The organism is Streptomyces sp. NEAU-W12, from assembly GCF_026242095.1.
Classification (GTDB): Bacteria; Actinomycetota; Actinomycetes; order Streptomycetales; family Streptomycetaceae; genus Streptomyces.
In genome coordinates this window covers 272743-290440 of record NZ_JAPJDM010000007.1, presented here as the reverse complement: position 1 = coordinate 290440, position 17698 = coordinate 272743, and the positions used below count along the sequence as shown (strand labels likewise).

16 protein-coding genes and 2 pseudogenes are annotated in these 17698 nt (G+C 72.0%); 8 read left to right on the top strand and 10 right to left on the bottom strand.

Features of this window, described 5'->3' with window-relative positions; all coding sequences use genetic code 11:
* Positions 1 to 149: 149 nt before the first annotated feature.
* A complete protein-coding gene (locus ORI94_RS11410; RefSeq protein WP_266074362.1) occupies positions 150 to 1601 on the bottom strand; it encodes a glyceraldehyde-3-phosphate dehydrogenase in 1452 nt (483 codons plus the stop codon).
* Between the two features lie 231 nt (positions 1602 to 1832).
* Between ORI94_RS11410 and ORI94_RS11405 the strand changes: the two genes are divergently transcribed.
* Positions 1833 to 2234: an SseB family protein gene (locus ORI94_RS11405; RefSeq protein WP_266074361.1), complete on the top strand. Its 402-nt coding sequence runs from the start codon at positions 1833 to 1835 to the stop codon at positions 2232 to 2234.
* 243 nt (positions 2235 to 2477) lie between these two features.
* Here ORI94_RS11405 and ORI94_RS11400 read toward each other — a convergent pair whose 3' ends face one another.
* The 5 genes from ORI94_RS11400 to ORI94_RS11380 form a co-directional block, all read right to left on the bottom strand.
* Positions 2478 to 2867 (bottom strand): MarR family winged helix-turn-helix transcriptional regulator, encoded by a 390-nt coding sequence (locus tag ORI94_RS11400; RefSeq protein WP_266074360.1) that lies wholly within the window; start codon positions 2865 to 2867, stop codon positions 2478 to 2480.
* Positions 2868 to 2944: 77 nt separating this feature from the next.
* The gene (locus ORI94_RS11395) at positions 2945 to 3976 is read right to left on the bottom strand and encodes a LacI family DNA-binding transcriptional regulator (protein ID WP_266074359.1); all 1032 of its coding nucleotides are present in this window, start codon (positions 3974 to 3976) and stop codon (positions 2945 to 2947) included.
* A complete protein-coding gene (locus ORI94_RS11390; RefSeq protein WP_266074358.1) occupies positions 3973 to 4878 on the bottom strand; it encodes a carbohydrate ABC transporter permease in 906 nt (301 codons plus the stop codon). The genes ORI94_RS11395 and ORI94_RS11390 overlap by 4 nt, the downstream gene beginning before the upstream one ends.
* Positions 4875 to 5744 carry a carbohydrate ABC transporter permease gene (locus tag ORI94_RS11385; RefSeq protein WP_266074386.1) on the bottom strand — a complete coding sequence of 290 codons (870 nt, stop codon included), beginning with the start codon at positions 5742 to 5744 and terminating at the stop codon, positions 4875 to 4877. Before ORI94_RS11385 ends, ORI94_RS11390 begins: the two co-directional genes overlap by 4 nt.
* 104 nt (positions 5745 to 5848) lie before the next feature.
* Positions 5849 to 7171, bottom strand: a complete 1323-nt coding sequence (locus ORI94_RS11380) for an ABC transporter substrate-binding protein (RefSeq protein WP_266074357.1) — start codon at positions 7169 to 7171, stop codon at positions 5849 to 5851.
* Positions 7172 to 7387: 216 nt separating this feature from the next.
* Here ORI94_RS11380 and ORI94_RS11375 point away from each other — a divergent pair, with 216 nt between their 5' ends.
* The 6 genes from ORI94_RS11375 (at position 7388) to crcB (ending at position 12976) form a co-directional block, all read left to right on the top strand.
* Positions 7388 to 9409, top strand: a complete 2022-nt coding sequence (locus ORI94_RS11375) for a beta-galactosidase (protein WP_266074356.1) — start codon at positions 7388 to 7390, stop codon at positions 9407 to 9409.
* Positions 9410 to 9524: 115 nt separating this feature from the next.
* The gene (locus tag ORI94_RS11370) at positions 9525 to 11108 is read left to right on the top strand and encodes a glycoside hydrolase family 53 protein (protein WP_266074355.1); all 1584 of its coding nucleotides are present in this window, start codon (positions 9525 to 9527) and stop codon (positions 11106 to 11108) included.
* A gap of 222 nt (positions 11109 to 11330) precedes the next feature.
* Positions 11331 to 11582: an ArsR family transcriptional regulator gene (locus ORI94_RS11365; protein ID WP_266074354.1), complete on the top strand. Its 252-nt coding sequence runs from the start codon at positions 11331 to 11333 to the stop codon at positions 11580 to 11582.
* Positions 11583 to 11781: 199 nt separating this feature from the next.
* The gene (locus tag ORI94_RS11360; RefSeq protein WP_266074353.1) at positions 11782 to 12231 is read left to right on the top strand and encodes a fluoride efflux transporter FluC; all 450 of its coding nucleotides are present in this window, start codon (positions 11782 to 11784) and stop codon (positions 12229 to 12231) included.
* Complete coding sequence (locus ORI94_RS11355) at positions 12228 to 12605, top strand: DUF190 domain-containing protein (protein ID WP_266074352.1); 378 nt, start codon at positions 12228 to 12230, stop codon at positions 12603 to 12605. Before ORI94_RS11360 ends, ORI94_RS11355 begins: the two co-directional genes overlap by 4 nt.
* Positions 12602 to 12976, top strand: coding sequence for a fluoride efflux transporter CrcB (gene crcB / locus ORI94_RS11350; RefSeq protein ID WP_266074351.1), 375 nt, complete (start codon positions 12602 to 12604; stop codon positions 12974 to 12976). The genes ORI94_RS11355 and crcB overlap by 4 nt, the downstream gene beginning before the upstream one ends.
* A gap of 52 nt (positions 12977 to 13028) precedes the next feature.
* On the opposite strand, the gene ORI94_RS11345 is transcribed toward crcB, so the two are convergent.
* The 4 genes and pseudogenes from ORI94_RS11345 to ORI94_RS11325 form a co-directional block, all read right to left on the bottom strand.
* Positions 13029 to 14102, bottom strand: coding sequence for a fatty acid desaturase family protein (locus ORI94_RS11345; RefSeq protein ID WP_416237801.1), 1074 nt, complete (start codon positions 14100 to 14102; stop codon positions 13029 to 13031).
* A gap of 658 nt (positions 14103 to 14760) precedes the next feature.
* The gene (locus tag ORI94_RS11335; protein ID WP_266074350.1) at positions 14761 to 15981 is read right to left on the bottom strand and encodes a D-alanyl-D-alanine carboxypeptidase family protein; all 1221 of its coding nucleotides are present in this window, start codon (positions 15979 to 15981) and stop codon (positions 14761 to 14763) included.
* A 165-nt stretch (positions 15982 to 16146) separates the two neighbouring features.
* Positions 16147 to 16505, bottom strand: a pseudogene (locus ORI94_RS11330) (transcription termination factor Rho); the annotation flags it as partial.
* A pseudogene (locus ORI94_RS11325) lies at positions 16503 to 16823 on the bottom strand (nuclear transport factor 2 family protein); the annotation flags it as partial. The pseudogenes ORI94_RS11330 and ORI94_RS11325, both read right to left, overlap by 3 nt.
* 90 nt (positions 16824 to 16913) lie before the next feature.
* On the opposite strand from ORI94_RS11325, the gene ORI94_RS11320 reads away from it, so the two are divergent.
* On the top strand, positions 16914 to 17657 hold the full coding sequence (locus ORI94_RS11320) for a class I SAM-dependent methyltransferase (protein WP_266074349.1): 744 nt from the start codon (positions 16914 to 16916) through the stop codon (positions 17655 to 17657).
* Positions 17658 to 17698 lie beyond the last annotated feature (41 nt).

The window sequence follows — 17698 nt, the reverse complement described above, 5'->3', positions numbered from 1 at the left end:
GTCTTTTTGTTGGGGGTTTTGTGGGGGGGGGGGGGGGGGGGGGGGGGGGGGGGGGCCGGGCCGGCCGCCCCCCCCCCGCCGTGCCCTGCGCGTGTCTTCCGGCGTATGTCCTTTTGCCTGCCCGCCCGTCTTCGCCCGTGCCCGGCCGGTCAGGAAGCCGGAGCCGGTGCCGGGAAGGTCGGGTACTCCACCCCGGAGACGTACTGGACGACCCGGACGACCTGGCAGGAGTAACCGAACTCGTTGTCGTACCAGAGGTACAGGATCGCGTTGTCGCCCTCGACCTTGAGGGCGCCGGCGTCGACGATCGAGGCGTGCCGCGAGCCGATGAAGTCGCTGGAGACCGCGTCGGGGGCGCTGATGAAGTCGATCTGACGCTTCAGCGGTGAGGTGAGCGACACCTCGCGGAGGTACTCGAGCACCTCACCGCGGTCGGCCTCGCGGCCCAACTGCAGGTTGAGGATCGCGATGGAGACGTCCGGCACCGGGACCCGGATCGAGCTGCCGGTGATCGTCGCCTCGAGGCCGGGCAGCGCCTTGGCGACGGCGGAGGCGGCGCCCGTCTCGGTGATCACCATGTTCAGCGGCGCGGAGCGGCCGCGGCGCTCGGACTTGTGGTAGTTGTCCAGCAGGTTCTGGTCGTTGGTGAACGAGTGGACGGTCTCCACGTGGCCGCGCAGCACGCCGTACTCGTCCGCCATCGCCTTGAGCGGCGGGACGATCGCGTTGGTGGTGCAGGACGCGCAGGAGATGATCCGCTCGTCGGGCTTGAGGGTGTCGTGGTTCACGCCGTGCACGATGTTGGGCACGTCCCCCTTGCCGGGCGCGGTCAGCACCACCTTGTCGACACCGGGACGCAGGTGCAGCGAGAGGCCCTCGCGGTCGCGCCACTTGCCGGTGTTGTCGATGAGGACGGCGTTCTTGATGCCGTACGCCGTGTAGTCCAGCTGTGACGGGTCGTCGGCGTGGATCACCTTGACGGTGTTGCCGTTGGCGACGATCGTGCTGTTCGCCTCGTCCACGGTGATCGTGCCCTGGAACTGGCCGTGCACGGAGTCGCGGCGCAGCAGGGAGGCGCGCTTGACGATGTCCTGCTCGCCGCCCCGGCGGACCACGATGGCGCGCAGCCGCAGGCCGTTGCCGGACCCGGACTTCTCGATGAGCAGGCGGGCGAGGAGCCGGCCGATACGACCGAAGCCGTAGAGGACGACGTCGCGCGGCTCACGCCGGTCGGTCTTGTGGACACCGGTGGCCCCCGCCACGGCCTCGGCGGTGAACTCCTCCACCGACAGTCCGCGGTCGTCGGTGCGGTGGGTCGCGGCGAGCAGGCCGAGGTCGATCTGGGACGGACCGAGGTCGAGCGTGGTGAGCGCCCGGAGGAACGGCAGCGTCTCGGTGACCGACAGCTCCCGGCCCGAGATCTGACGGGCGAAGCGGTGGGTCTTGAGGATCGAGACCACCGACTTGTTCACCAAGGAGCGGCTGTGCAGCAGGACGGTGACGTCCTGCTCGCGGTGCAGCTTCCCGATGATCGGGATCATCGACTCCGCGACTTCCTCGCGGTGTTTCCAGTTGGTGAACGAGTCTTCGTTGACAGTCACAGGATTATCTTTCGAGCTAGGAGGCGCTCATATGATAACCATGCCGGTCAGAGGGTCTGAGGGGGCGCCCGTCCTGCGGATGTCCAGCAGGATTGCGGCCCGCGCGATCGGGTACGCGTGCAGGACCGTGCCCGGAGCGGATCCCGGCCCGACCGCTGGTCCGCCGTTCTGCCGATCCGTCGATCCCGTCCGGGACGGGTCCGTACGACCGCCGTTACGAGGGAAACTGCCATGGAGACACCTGCGCACGAGAACAACGACCCCACGTCCGCCCAGCGGGCCCTGAACACTCTCGCGGAGAACACCCGGGACGCGGCGGCACTGGACGCCCTCGCCCACAGCGACGTACTCATCCCCGTGCCCGACGACGCGGGCGACGAGGCCGCCGAGCCCGGCGCGGTCGCGCTGCCCGTGATGGAGCAGCCGGACGGCAACCAGGTGGTGCCGGTGTTCACCTCGGAACTGGAGATGTCGGGGCTGCTGCCCTTCGTCTCCCGCTACCGGCTGGTGCCGCTCGGGGCTCTGGCCGCGCAGTGGCCGGCCGACGAGCTGTCCCTCACCATCGACGGCAGCTCGGAACACCGCCTCACGCTGACGTCCGAGGGGGTACGCACCCTGCTTGCCCGTCCCTAGGGCCTGTGGCGGGGGCGGCGCCTGCCGTGCGACGCCCGGCACGTGCTCCCGCCGCACCGTCCGGAAGCCCGGGTGCGCCCGGTGCGAGGGCTTCCGGGCGGCACGCCGGGAGCACGGCCTTTCCGAGCTCTCGGCTCTGCCCGACCAGGGGCCCCGTGATCCCGCGAGGCCGTCCTCCGGGCGGCGACACCCCTTCCGCCGCAGGTCCCAGCCGGGCGTGCCGCGGCCGTCCGGTGCGGCGGACTACTCGCCCAGCGCGCGGGCCAGGGCCGCGCGCTGGAGCGGCAGTACCTCGGCGTGCAGGTCACGGCCCTTGGCGGTGAGCATGACGTAGACACCCCGCCGGTCCTCCGCGCAGATGCTGCGGGCGACCAGGCCGTCCTTTTCCAGCCGGGCGATGAGGCGGGACAGCGCACTCTGGCTGAGGTGGATCCGTCCGCCCAGGTTCTGCACCCTGCACTGCTCGCCCTCCCGGGGCGACGCGGTCGCGAGCAGGTCGAGCACCTCGAAGTCGGATGCCCCGAGACCGTGCGGATGCAGCGCGCGGTCGATCTCGCCGAGGGTGCGGGCGTGCACCGCCAGGATCTCCCGCCACCGCTCCTCGAGCCGGACGCCGACCGTGTCCGCTGTCATGGTTGAACGATAACATTTGTCCGGAATTCAACTAATGTTGGGACGGTGCGCGCCGCGCCCGGGCCCGGCGCGTGTTCCTAGGTCGACCCGCGCTTCACCAGTTCCGTCGGGAGGATCACCGTGGCCGGGTCCTCGCCGCCGACCTGGGCCAGCAGGACCCGTACCATCTCGGAGCTGATGCGGTCCCACGGCTGACGGATCGTGGTCAGGCCGGGACTGGTGGAGACCGCGGCCTGGGAGTCGTCGAAGCCGCCGACCGCCACGTCCTCCGGTACCCGCCGCCCCGCGCGGTGCAGCGCCGTCAGCACGCCCTGCGCCATCAGGTCCGAGGCGACGAACACGGCGTCCATGTCGGGCGCCCCGGCCAGCAGCCGCTCCGCGCCCGCCTCTCCGCTGGCCCTGCTGTAGTCGCCGGAGACGATGAGCCGCTCGTCGCTCCCGACACCGGCCTCGGCGAGCACCTCCTTGTACCCGGCGAGGCGCTCCACGCCGCCCGGGGTGTCCAGCGGGCCGGTCACCATGCCCACCCTGCGCCGGCCGAGCGACAGCAGATGGCGCACCATGTCCCGGGCGCCGTCCCGGTCGTCCGCGGCCACGTGACTCACCTTGGAACCCAGCCCGATCGGCTTGCCGCACGCGACCAGCGGGACGCCCGCGGCCCGCAGCTCCTCGGCCACCGGATCGCCCGAGTGGCTGGAGACCAGCAGTACCCCGTCGACATGCCCGGCGGTGATGTACCGCACTATGCGCCGCCGTTCGGCCTGCGTACCGGCGATCATCAACAGCAGCGGGATGTCGTGCGCGGCCAGTGCCTGCGTGCAGCCACGCAGCAGGACATTGAAGTTGGGATCCTCGAAGAACCGCTCCTGGGGCTCCGTCAGCAGGAAGCCCACCGAGTCGGAGCGGCCGGTGATCAGCGAGCGGGCGTGCCGGTTCACCACGTACCCCGTCCTGCGGATCGCGGCGTTGACCGCTTCCGCCGCGGACGGGCTGACGTAGTGGCCGCCGTTGAGCACGCGCGAGACGGTGCCGCGCGAGACACCGGCCTCGCGCGCCACGTCGTGGATCGTCGGCGGCCTGCGCCTGCCCCCCGTGTTGCTCATGGTCATGACTTTACGGCTCCGGAGAGCAGATCCAGGCTCCAGAACCTCTGGACGACCAGGAAGAGCGCGACCAGCGGGAACACCGCGAGGAACGCGCCGGTGACCACCAGGGTGTACAACGCCGGAGCGTTGGCACCCTGCTCGAGGAGTGTGTGCAGACCGAGCGTGATCGGGAACTTCTCGTCGTCGCTGAGCATGATGTACGGCAGCAGGAAGTTGTTCCAGATCGCGACGAACTGGAACAGGAACACCGTCACCAGTCCGGGCAGCATCATCGGCAGCGCGACCCGGGTGAAGATGCGCCACTCGCCGGCCCCGTCCATCCGCCCGGCCTCCACCACGTCGGACGGCACCGACGCCGCGGCGTAGATCCGCGCGAGGTAGACGCCGTACGGGGAGAGGATCTGCGGCAGCAGCACGGACAGGTGGGAGTCCGTGAGGTCCGCCTGGGCGAGCAGCAGGTACTGCGGAACGGCGAGGATCACCGGCGGCATCAGCACACCCGCGAGCAGCACGTTGAACAGCGTCTCGCGGCCCCGGAAGCGGTAGACCGCCAGCGCGTAGCCGCTGACCGCCGACACGCACGTCGACAGCAGGGCGCCGAGGCCGGCGTACAGGGCGGAGTTGCCCATCCACGTCCAGTAGACGCCGTCGCGGTAGGCGTTCAGGTCGGAGAGGTTCCCGGTGAAGCCGGTGCCGGGCCAGAACGTGAACGTGGAGAACAGCTCACTGCCGGACTTGGTGGACGCGACGACCACCCAGGCGACCGGCAGCAGGCAGTACAGCGCGCCGAGGAGCAGCGTCAGGGTGGGGACCAGGGCGGTCCGGCGGGGCCCCGCCGGAGCCCGGCCGGTGCCCGGGGCGGTGCCGGCCACGGGCTCGGCCTTGTTCAGGGCCGCGGAACTCATCGGGCCGCCTCCTGCTTGTTGCGTCGGTTCGCGGCCCGCAGGAAGCCGAAGGAGAGCACCAGGGTGGCGAGCGCGATGAGGGCGGCCTGCGCGGCGGCCGAGTGGATGTCGCCGTTGCCGAAGGCGTCCTGGTACACCTTCATCAGCGGACTCCAGGTGGTGGAGACGGAGTTGGTGAGCGGCTTCAGTGTGGTCGGTTCGTTGAACACCTGGAGCGTCGCGATGATCGAGAAGAAGAAGGTGAGCACCAACGACGGCGCGACCATCGGAATCTTGATCCTCAGCGCGATCTGCAGAGGGGTGGCGCCGTCCAGCTTCGCCGCCTCGTGCACCTCGAGCGGGATGGCCCGCAGCGCGGTGTAGATGACGATCATGTTGAAGCCGGTGCCGCCCCACACCGCGATGTTCGACAGGGCGAGGAACAGCGGACCGCCGTCCAGCAGGTCCGGCTGCGGCAGGCCGAACGTGTCGAGCGCGAAGTGGAACGGGCTCACGTCGGGCAGGTAGAGAAAGCCCCACAGCAGCGCCGCGATCACGCCCGGGACGGCGTACGGCAGGAAGATCGCGAGCCGGGTGAAGGGCGCGAGCCGCACCCGCTCGGAGTCCAGCATCAGCGCGAACACCAGGGCGAGCCCCAGCATCACCGGCACCACGATGCAGCCGTAGCCGAGCACCCGCAGCGTGCCGTCCAGCAGCTCGCTGTCGGAGAGGGCGGCGGTGTAGTTCTCCAGGCCGGCCCAGACCTCCTTGCGGGCACCCGAGCCCAGGCCGAGCCCGGACACCTGCACCTTGCGGAAGCTGAGCCAGACCGCGTACCCGATGGGCAGCGCGAAGAAGAGCAGGAAGAGAACCGTCGCGGGGATCAGGAAGAGGAAGGGGGCGCTGCGGGTGCGCCTGAGCGCAGAGGTGCGGGACGGGCGGGTGTGCGGGGCCCCTCCGGCCCCGTACGCCTTCCCGCGTGCCGAGGGTGTCACGGAGCGACCTCGAAGCCCTGCTTCTTCAGGTCGGCGACCGTGTCCTGCTGCATGCTGTCCACGGCGGCGACGAAGCCGGACCTGTTCTTCGCGGCGGCACCGAAGGCGTCCCTGAACGTCGTGTACGCCACGTTGACGTTCGGGCCCCAGGCCGACGGCGCGGTGGTCTGCGCGATCCCGGCGGCCTTCTCGTAGAAGTCCGGCTGGTTGGAGAAGTACTCCGGCGGGGTGGTGAAGGCGCCGCTGAGCTGGGCCGAGGTGGAGGCGGGGTAGATGCCGCTCTCCTTCGCCAGCGCGTTCAGGGCCTCGCCGTCGGTGTTCAGCCAGGCGGCGAACTTCGCGGCGGCCTCCTTGTTCTCGGAGTCCGTGGTGACGCCGGTGGAGGAGCCGCCCCAGCTGCCGGTGCGGTTCTCCCCGTCGTTCCACTGGGGGAGCGGAGCCATGGCCCACTTGCCCTTGGTGTCGGGCGCGGCCGTGCTCAGCGTTCCCGGCGCCCACACGGCACTGACCCACGCGATCTGCTTGCCGGTGTTGAGCGCCTTGTTCCAGGCCGGGGTGTACATCGGCTGGTTGTCGATGGCCCCCTCCTCGACCAGGCCGCCCCAGAACTCGGCGACCTTCTTGGTCGCGTCGTCGGAGATGCCGACCTTCCACTTGGTGCCGGACGTCGTCCACCACTGCGCGCCGGCCTGCTGGGCGAGCCCCGCGAACAGCCCCGAGTCGTTGGCGGAGAACGTGGTCAGGTCCGTCTGCGGTGACTCCTTCTTGAGCTTGCGCGCGGTGTCCGCGAACTCGTCCCAGGTCGTCGGCACCGTCAGGCCGTACTCCTTGAACAGGTCCTCGCGGTAGTAGAACATCATCGGCCCGATGTCCTGCGGGACCGCGTACACCGCGTCGGTGCCGAGCGTGGTCTGCTGCCAGACACCGTCCGCGAACTTGCTCTTCGCGTCGCCCACGTCCTTCGAGACGTCGGCGAGCGCGTCATTGCTGACCAGCGTGGGCAGCGCCTGGTACTCCGCCTGCACCAGGTCCGGGGCCTTGCCCGCCTTGTGCGCGGTGAGGATCTTGGTGACCAGCGTGTCGCCGGACGCCTGCTTCTTCACCGTGACCTTGATCTGCTCCTTCTTGCCGGGACCCTCGTTCCACAGGTCCACGACCTTGTCCATGCCGGGGGCCCAGGCCCAGTACGTCAGTGAGACCGGGCCCGACCGGGCCCCGCTGCCGTCGTCGGACGACGAGCCGCACGCGGCCAGTGTGGTGGCGCCGAGCGTGACCGCTATGGCGGAACCCACGAGGCGACGGTGCTTCGTGTATCGCATGGAACTCTCCCCTGACCTGGGCCCCCGCCTCTCGCGAAGACCTGCTGCCCAGCTGCGCGCGGCTCGTACCGTGGCTCGCGCTGCTCTGTGAGCGTTCACAGTAGAGAAACATCCCGGACACTTGTCAATGGTTGTTGCTGTGCGGTTATGTTGGCTTCGTGCCGCTCAAAGTGTGTGTGCACGTTCCCAGCAGTTCGACACATCGGGAGACAATCCATGCCGGAGACCACCCCCACGGGCCTCACCGGGCTCGCCTTCGGTGGGGACTACAACCCCGAGCAGTGGCCGGAAGGCGTCTGGACCGAGGACGTCCGGCTGATGCGTGAGGCCGGCGTCACCATGGTGAGCGTCGGCATCTTCTCCTGGGCCCTGCTGGAACCCGAACCCGGCGTCCACGACTTCGGCTGGCTCGACCGGGTCCTGGACCTGCTGCACGAGAACGGCATCCGCGTCGACCTCGGCACGCCCACCGTGGTGCCGCCCGTCTGGTTCTACCGCGCCCACCCGGACGCGCTGCCGGTCACCGCGGACGGGGTGCGCTACGAGTTCGGCTCCCGCGGCGCCATCTGCCACAGCAACGCCGCCTACCGTGCCGCCGCCGCGGACATCACCACCCGGCTCGCCGAGCGCTACGGCGACCATCCCGCGCTCGCGATGTGGCACGTCCACAACGAGTACGGCGTCCCCGTCTCCGCCTGCTACTGCGACGGCTGCGCCGCCCACTTCCGCCGCTGGCTCGCCCGTACCCACGGCACCGTCGACGCCGTCAACGAGGCCTGGGGCACCGCCTTCTGGGGCCAGCGCTACGCCGACTTCGAGCAGATCAACCCGCCGCGGGCCACCCCGACGGTCGGCAACCCCGGCCAGGCGCTGGACTACCGGCGGTTCACCGACGCCACCGTGCGGGAGAACTTCACCGCCGAGCGGGACATCCTGCACCGCCTCGCGCCCGGCATCCCGGTCACCACCAACTTCATGACGGCCCTCAGCCAGTGCGACTCCATGGACTACTGGGCCTGGGGCCGCGAGGTCGACCTCGTCACCAACGACCACTACCTGATCACCGACGGCCGCCGCACCCACGTGAACCTGGCGATGTCCGCCGACCTCACCCGCTCCGTCGCGGGCGGCGCCCCCTGGCTGCTGCTCGAACACTCCACCTCGGGCGTCAACTGGCAGCCCCGCAACCCTGCCAAGGCACCCGGCCAGATGGCCCGCAACTCCCTCGCCCACGTGGCCCGCGGCTCCGAGGGAGCCATGTTCTTCCAGTGGCGCCAGTCCCGGCGCGGCGCCGAGAAGTTCCACTCGGCGATGCTCCCGCACGGCGGCACCGACACCCGTGTATGGCGCGAGGTCGTCGAACTCGGTGCGCACGTCGACGCGCTGGCACCCCTGCGCGGCACCCGCACCGAGGCCGACGTCGCCGTGCTGTGGGACTGGCACTCCTGGTGGGCGCAGAACCTCGACTGGCACCCCAGTGAGGACCACGACGCCCGCGAACGGGCCGACTCCTTCTACGAAGCGCTCTACGACCGCCACCTCACCGTCGACTTCGCGCACCCGGAGGCCGACCTGTCGGGGTACCCCCTGGTCGTCGTCCCCGCCCTGTACCTGATGACCGAGGCGGCCGGCAACAACCTCAAGGAGTACGTCGAGAACGGCGGTACCCTCGTCGTCTCGTACTTCTCCGGCATCGTCGACGAACACGACGCCGTGCACGACGGCGCCTACCCCGGCCCCCTGCGGGACGTCCTCGGCCTGACCGTCGAGGAGTTCTCGCCGCTGCCGGCCGGCGGCCGGGTGCGCCTGAACGGCCCCGACGGCTCCGAACTCGACGCCGACGTATGGTCCGAGTTCGTGGTGCCGCGCGGCGCCGAGACCGTCTGGACCTACGCCGACGGCCTCACCGCCGGCCACCCCGCCGTCACCCGGCACCGCCTCGGCGAGGGCAGCGCCTGGTACGTCTCCACCCGCCTGGGCGCCGAAGGACTGGACACCGTGCTCGGCCGGGCCGTCGAGGAAACCGGGATCACCCCGCGCGCCGACCTGCCCCGCGATGTCGAAGTGGTGCGCCGCACCGGGGAGTCCGGCACCTTCCTGTTCGTGATCAACCACACCGCCGGCGACACCAAGGTGCCGCTGGACACTCCCGGCACCGAGCTGCTGACGGGTGAACGCGCCGCGGACCGCCTGGCGGTCCCGGCCGGAGCCGTCCGGGTCGTCCGACTCGACGGCTGAGCCGCGACTCCCCTCCGCCCGCGTGAGCAGCACACGCCGCGGGCGGAGGGAGGCCCCCGCCCTGCCGCGGGCGGGGGCAGCTCCCCTCCCCACGTCGAAGGGACGACGAACACCCATGTTCCATCCCAGACGCACGCGCGCACACACCCGCACAGCCGTCCTCAGGGCCCTGCTGCTGCCGCTCGCCGCGGGGCTCTCCCTCGCCGCACTGCCCGCACAGACCGCGACCGCGGCGAGCACCCTCACCAACGGCGGCTTCGAAGCCGGCGGTTCGGGCGCCGCCACCCCGGCCGGCTGGTCGGAGCACGGCTCCACCGCCGCCTCGTACTCCGAGTCCGGCGGACGCGGCGGCGGCCATCGCCTCTCCCACTGGTCGTCCTCGGCCTACCAGGTGGAGACGTACCAGTACCTGTCCGGTCTGACCAACGGGGACTACAAACTGACCGCCTGGGTCCGTTCCGGCGGCGGCCAGAACGCCGCCCACCTCGCCCTCAAGAACTGCGGTGGTCCCGACCAGCGCACCGACCTGCCGGTGTCCGCGAGCGACTGGATACGGATCGTCGTACCCGTCAGGGTGACGAACAACCAGTGCACGATCAGCGTCCACAGCGATGCCGACGCGGGCGACTGGATCAACGTCGACGACCTGACCTTCGCCCCGGGCACCTCCGGCCTGGCGGTCAAGGGCGCCGACATCTCGTCCCTGCCCAAGAGCGAGGCCAGGGGCGGCGTCTACCGGACCGCCTCCGGCCGTGCCGGTGACGGCGTCGCCATCCTGCGGTCGGCCGGCATGAACTACGCCCGCCTCAAGGTCTGGGTGGACCCGGCAGACGGCTACAACAACAAGGCACGCGTCCTCGCCATGGCCCAGCGGGTCAAGGCGAGGGGCATGAAGCTGCTGGTCGACTTCCACTACTCGGACACCTGGGCCGATCCCGGCAAGCAGAACAAGCCCGCCGCCTGGGCGGGGCACTCCTACGGCCGGTTGAGGACGGACGTGTACCAGCACACGTACGACGTCCTCAACGCCCTCAAGGCACAGGGAACCACCGCCGACATGGTCCAGGTCGGCAACGAGATCAACGGCGGCATGCTCTGGAACGAGGGCTCCACCAGCAACTGGACGCAGCTCGCCGGTCTGCTCAACTCCGGTTACGACGCGGTCAAGGCGGTCGCCCCGTCCACCACCGTCGCGCTGCACCTGGCCGAGGGCGGCGACCTCGACGGCACCCGCTGGTGGTTCGACAACGCGGTGTCCCGGGGCGTGAAGTTCGACGCGATCGGGCTGTCGTACTACGGCTACTGGCACGGCACGCTGCACGACGTCCAGACCACACTGGACGATGCCGCCTCCCGCTACGGCAAGCCGGTCTTCCTCGCCGAGACGGCCTACCCGTTCCGTCTCGACAGCGAGGACGGGCTGGAGAACATCATCGACCTCACCGGGGAACTCGTCCCCGGCTACCCGGCCACCACGGCGGGCCAGGCCCGGTGGATGAACGACGTGGCGAGCATCGTGGAGGCCGTCCCGAACGGGCGCGGCCTCGGGATCTTCTACTGGGAGGCCACCTGGACCGCCCGCACCGGCAACGGCTGGGACCCGGCCGACCCTGCCTCCGGAAACGGCTGGGAGAACCAGGCGCTGTTCGGCTACGACGACCGGGCGCTGCCCGCGATGTCGTGGTTCGGCCACCGGTGAGCGGGTGAGTTCCTGACGTACACCGGGGCCCGGCCGCACACATGACGGCACGTGTGCGGCCGGGCCCCGCGCTGGTGCGCCGTTGTGCCCGTGCGTTCTTCAACCGCCCTCTTCCGGGGCGTGCCCGGTTCGGAGGCGACGTGCCGGAGCGCCTGACACGGAGGCGTCGGCTGCGGGACGGCGCAAGCGCCCGGAGAGGACGCCGGGGCGGAGGCGGACAACATGATCAGGGCTCCCGGGGACGGGACACGGCGGCACATCCCGGCCCGGCCGGGGGAACCCGGCGCCGGACCCGGCGCCACCGCGGAGGCCGTCGCCGGCCGGTCCGGCACGACCCGCCCGGTCGCCCTCACCCGCCTCCGGCCGCTCAGGGCCGTCGGCCCGCTGCGCACCGGCGGCGCCGGACATCCGTACCACCGCTGCCACGAGGCGCGGATCGCCGGGGACGCGCGGACGGCCGGAAGGGGTGGGTGACGCATACCGCCGACGGCATACACACCCGTGGGCTCCCGTGGCCGCGGGCGTTAAACTGGCCCTCGGCCACGAGCACGTCTCGCGGCGCGGCGGTGGGGCCCGCCGTACCCGAACCGCGGCGCCGCCGCCAACGGTCCCTACTTGTTGCAGACGCGCGCCCGCACGTCCGGGCCGCTCGACGAGTAGGAGACGTACGCCCGTGACACCCCCGCCGCCCCCCGTCCAGGCCCACCGCACACGCCCCGTCCTGCGCGTGCACGCTCCCGTCGTCGCCGTGGTGGCAGCCGGCGGGGGAGCGGGCGCCGCCGCCCGCCACGCCGCCTCCCTGCGGTGGCCGACACCGGCGGACGGCTTCCCGTGGACGACCCTGTGGGTCAACATCACCGGCTGCGCCGTGATCGGCGTCTTCATGGCGGTCATCACCGGAACCCGCGCCGCCCACCCCCTCGTCCGCCCGTTCTTCGGCACCGGTGTCCTCGGAGGTTTCACCACCTTCTCCACCTATGCCGTCGACGGCCGGAACCTCTTCGACGGCGGCGCCGGGGGCCTCGCCCTCGTCCACCTCGCCGTCACCCCGCTCGCGGCGCTGGCCGCCGTGTGGGCGGCCGCGTCCGCGGCCCGCCGCGTTCTGAAGAGGAGGCAGTCATGACACGGCCGACCGGCAGCGCCCTGCGCCTGACCGTGTTCATCGGCGAGAACGACACCTGGCACCACCGGCCCCTCTACTCGGAGATCGTCCACCGTGCCCACGCGGCAGGACTGGCGGGAGCCAGCGTCTTTCGCGGCATCGAGGGCTTCGGCGCCTCCTCGCTCGTCCACACCTCCCGGCTGCTGTCCCTGAGCGAGGACCTGCCGGTGGCGGTCGTGGTCGTCGACACCGAGGAGCGGGTCCGCGCCTTCCTGCCGGAGCTGGACGCGCTCGTCGCCGAAGGACTGGTGACCCTCGAGGCCTGCGAGGTCGTCCGGTACCCGGACGGTGACCGTGGTGCCCACACACCCGGGCCGGGAGGTGAGGGCCCGTGACCTGGCTGCTGGTCGTACTGGGCGCCGCGGTCGGGGCGCCGCTGCGCTATCTCACCGACCGCGCGGTGCAGTCCCGGCACGACTCGGTCTTCCCCTGGGGGACCTTCACGGTGAACGTCGCCGGCTGCCTGGTACTCGGCCTGCTCACCGGCGCGGTGGCCGCGGGAGCGGCGGGCCCGCACCTCCAGCTGCTGCTGGGAACCGGTCTGTGCGGCGCCCTGACCACGTATTCCACCTTCTCCTACGAGACGCTCCGCCTCACCGAGGCGGGGGCCACCCGTTATGCCGCCGTGAACGTCGTGGCGAGCGTCGCGGCCGGCCTGGGAGCGGCGTTCGCGGGCGCGGCCCTGGCCGACGCGCTGTGGGCGTAGTGGGGCGCCCGTCCCTGCCCGCCCTCCGGCCGGAGAACGTGCCGCCGTTCCGTCAGCGGCCCTCGCGCAGTGGTCGCCCCACGCTCCTGAGATGGCGCAGCGCCGTGGCGTACGAGGTGAGCAGCCCCGTCCGGCAGTACGGGATGCCCAGCTCGGCGCAGTACCGCTCGGTGATGACCTGGGCCCGGCCGAGAGCGGGGGTGGGCATGCTGGGGAAGAGATGGTGCTCGATCTGGTGGTTCAGCCCGCCCATGAAGACGTCGACGAGCACACCGCCCGTGACATTGCGGGAGGTGAGCACCTGGCGGCGCAGGAAGTCCAGCCGTTCCCCCTCCTCGACCATCGGCATGCCCTTGTGGTTGGGGGCGAACACGGAGCCGAGGCAGATACCGAACAGGCCCTGGTGGACGGCGACGAAGGCGAGCGCCCTGCCGGGGGAGAGCACCGTGAACAGGCCGCCGAAGTACACGGCGAAGTGGACGACGAGCAGGGTCCCCTCCAGCACCGGCCGCTTCACCGCCGGGCCGCGCAGGGCCCTGAAGCTGCTGAAACTCAGGTTGAGGCCCTCCAGCGTCAGCAGGGGGAAGAACAGGACGGCCTGGTGCTTGCCGACGAACCGCGCGGGACCCTGCGCCCGGCTCGCCTGGCGGCGCGACCAGACCAGCAGGTCGGGGGCGACATCCGGGTCCCTCTGCTCATGGTTGGGGTTCGCGTGGTGGCGGGTGTGCTTGTTCATCCACCAGCCGTAGCTCATGCCGAGGAGCACGTCGGCCACCAGCAGACCACCGGCCTCACTGGGGCGCCGGCGCGAGAACACCTGCCGGTGCGCCAGATCGTGGGCGGCCAGTGCGAGCTGCCCGAAGACCACGGCCAGGGCCGCCGCGACGAACAACTGGCTCCAGCTGTCGCCCAGGACGAGGAAGGCGGCGACACCTCCCGTGAGGGCGAGGCCCACGGATCCCAGGCGCAGGGTGTAGTAGAGGGGGCGGCGTCGGAGGAGGCCTTCGGCGGCCATGCGCCGCGACAGTTCGGCGAAGTCGCTTCCCTTCTCGCGGGCACTCCCGGGCGGTGAGGCGGGCGGGGTGTGCGTGGGCATCGTCGGATCGAGCACCGTTGGATTGGCCATGTACGTGAGTATGCGAACGCGGGCCCCGCCGCAGAATGATGGTGCCCCCCGGGGACACGGGGTGTGGGCAGCCCCAGCGCGGGCACTGCTTCGTCCGGCCCGACACCTCCGGCGTCCGGCCCGCGCCGTCACCCCGCCCCCGTTCGCCGACTCCCTGCACGGCCTCGCCCGCGCCGCCGCCCGGATCACCACCACCCGCCCGGTACCCCCGGGACCCGGGGCGCCGACGCGGCGCGTGAGCACCCGGCGACGGCCTCGGACCGAGGCCGGGACGTCGCCGCCCCGAGGGGCTGTACCCGGGCTGCTCGCCGAGGGACGACTTCGAGGGCGCACGCACAGGGCGCCGCTCCGCCCGGCGGCAGCTCCGTCGCCGTGATGATCTCCGACGGAGGCGACCGGGGCCGCGTCCCGGTGACCGCGGCCGCCCTCGCCCATGCCGGGGTCGACCCGGTCGTGCTCACCGCGTTCGCCGGTGAACCGCTGCTCGGCGGCTGCGGCGGCGTGCCGGTCGGTGGCCATGGCCCGGTACCGGCGTCGGAGCCGCTGCCCCGGACCGCCGCACGGCGCCGGCGGCCTCCCGGAGCGCCGAGCGGTGTGATGGGGCGTGTCGCGCGGTGCTCGGCGTGGTGGTGCGGTGGGCGACATGCGTCGCGGCCGGTCAGTCCGGTACCGCCGGACCCCACCTGAGCCGCAGGAACAGGCCCGTGCCCACCGCGCCCAGCAGTGCCGTGCCCGCCACGGTCCACACCACCGCCCGCTCGGGCCCGTCGTCCCGTGCCGCCGGAACCGTGGTGAGGGCCGGGGCGGCCACGGGCTGCGCCTGGGAGCCCGGCAGCGACGCGCCCCGCAGAGCGTCCAGCGACCCCACCGCATCGACCCGGCCCGACGCCTCGAACCCCCAGTCCAGCAGCGTGCGGGCCTCCTCGTACACGGCGTGCGCACCGCCCCGCCGGGGGTTCAGCACCGTCACCACGAGGGTGCGTCCGTCCCGGCGGGCCGCCGCCACGAGGGTGTGGCCGGCACCACTGGTGTAGCCGTTCTTGATCCCGACGATCCCCGGGTACCGCTCCACCCCGTCCGAGCCGGTGAGCAGCCGGTTGGTGTTGCGGATCGCGTACGACCCGTCGTCGCGGCCCGGGAAGACGGCCTCCTCGCGGGAGCAGTACCGGACGAAGTCGGGGTTCTGCAGTCCTGCCCGGCCGAACACCGCCAGGTCGAACGCCGACGACACCTGGCCCGGGGCGTCGTAGCCGTCGGGCGACTTCACCCGCGTGTCGTGGGCACCGAGGGCGCGGGCCTTGTCCTGCATCCGCTCGGCGGTGACCTTCCAGCCGCCGTTGAGCGAGGCCAGCACGCGCACGGCGTCGTTGCCGGAGCTGAGGAAGACCCCGTTCCACAGGTCGGAGATCCGGTAGGTGAGGTTTTCGGCGACTCCGACACGGCTGCTGCCGGGGCCGATGCCCGTCAGTTCCTCCTCGCTGACGGTGTGCCGGATGCCGACGGGCAGGACGGGCAGCAGGGTGAGCGCGAACAGGGCCTTGATGGTGCTGGCGGGCGGCAGCCTGCGGTGCGCGTCGTGTGCGGCGAGCACCGCCCCTGAGCCGGCGTCGGCCACCAGCCACGACCGGGCGGACAGCTCCGGGACGCCGGGCGCCCCGGCGCGCGGGCGGACCTGGGTGCCGGACCGGTACAGCAGCCCATCCGGCGCCGCCGCGGACGCGGCTCGCGGTCCCGGGGCCGTCCGTGCCCCGGAGCCGGGCGACGGCGCGGGGTCCGTGCGCGTACCGGCACTCGCCGCGGCGGGGGCGAGCGTCAGCAGGCCCGCTGCGCAGAGGGCACAGGTGGATGCGGCCGCCCGCGAAGCAAATCCGATAGTCATACCGCAAACGTAGGAAGGGGACCCCGGACGGCCGCGGTGACCGGGCCGGAGGCTCTCCGCAAGCACTCGGATGCCGCACGGCGGTACGACGGCAGCGACGGTCCGCGGCCCGGAGGGACGGCGGCCAGACGGCCGGGTGCCGGGAACCGCCGGCTGCCCGGGGCGTCAGCTGCCGGGCAGGGTGGGCTGGACGCGCCGGAGGAAGGCCGGTCGGGGGCCTCGCGCATCCGCTCCAGCAGCGCCTCCAGGCCGGACTGCCCGTCCCGGGACCGCAGCACCCCGCGCAGACCGCGGGCGGCCGTCAACTCCGCCGGTGTGAGGAGCAGTTCCTCGTGGCGGGTGCCGGAAGGGACGATGTCGACGGCCGGGAACAGCCGACGGGACGCCGCTTCGCGACTCAGCCGGAGCTCCATGTTGCCGGTGCCCCTGAGCTCCTCGAAGTAGAACTCGTCGGCGCGGGAACCGGTCTCCACCGGAGCCGGGGCGGGGATCGTGAGTGAACCGCCCTCCTCGGCCCGGCGTGCCAAGGGGCGCACCATCACGGTGAGTCGGTCGATGCGGCCGTGGTCGTCGACATGGAGGATGTCGCAGCCCTCGACCGCACGGTCGCCCACCCGAGCGGTGAACACGGACACGTGGTCACGGCCGTTCGCGTCATTGACCTCCCGCACATGACGGAAGTCCTCGAAGACCTCCGCCACGGCGTGCGGGATCGCCGCGGTGACCGGCCTGCCGGTGCAGGGCTCGAAGACGTCCGGGCTGGAGGAGTCGACGTCCTCGGCCGGCAGCGCTTCGGCGGCGTCCATGCCGTGCGCCTCCACGGCCTCACGGAAAGCCCGCATCGCCGCCCCTCACGGTCGACGGATCACACAGTGCGGACGAGGCCGGCCTCCCGGGGGGCTCCCGGCCGGTCCCGGGGCTAGGCTGACCCGATGTTCAGCCCAGAAGGCCCCCGCCTGCGTGAACTCGCCGTCCAGGCGCTGTCGTCCGTGGAACGCGGATACGACCTCCTCGCGCCGAAATTCGACCACACCCCCTTCCGCACGCCCGCCCCGGTGCTCGACGCCACCGCCGAGGCGCTGCGGAGGCTGGGGCCGTTCGACTCCGGGCTCGATCTGTGCTGCGGCACCGGTGCGGGCATGGACGTGCTGGCGCGGGTGTGCCGCCGGAGGGTCACCGGCGTCGACTTCAGCGCGGGCATGCTCGGTGTCGCGCGCGGGCGGAGCCGGCCCGGGGGGCCGACGGCCGGATGGGTGCGGGCGGACGCGCGGGCGCTGCCGTTCGGGTCGGCCTTCGACCTGGTGGTGAGTTTCGGGGCGTTCGGACACTTCCTGCCGGTTGAGCTGCCGGGGCTGTTCGCCCAGGTCCGCCGTGTACTGCGGCCCGGTGGACGGTTCGCCTTCCCGGTGGTCGCCCCGCCCCGGCCGGGCTCCCTCGCGTACGGGGTGCTGCTGGGCTTCGACGTGGCGATGCGGGTGCGTAACGCGGTGTGGCGCCCGCCGTTCGTCATGTACTACCGAGCCCTCCGCTTCGGCGATCTCCGTCGCGAGCTGGACCGGGCCGGATTCCGGGTCGAGCTCCACCCGCTGTCCGAGTTCGGGCAGCGGCCGGACGGCAGCCCGCGCGTCCGCCTGGTCGTCGCCGAGCGGCCCGGAGAGCGGCGGGCCGGCCGGTAGGGCCGGTCCGGCGGATCCTGCCGAAGACACGGGGCCCGCGC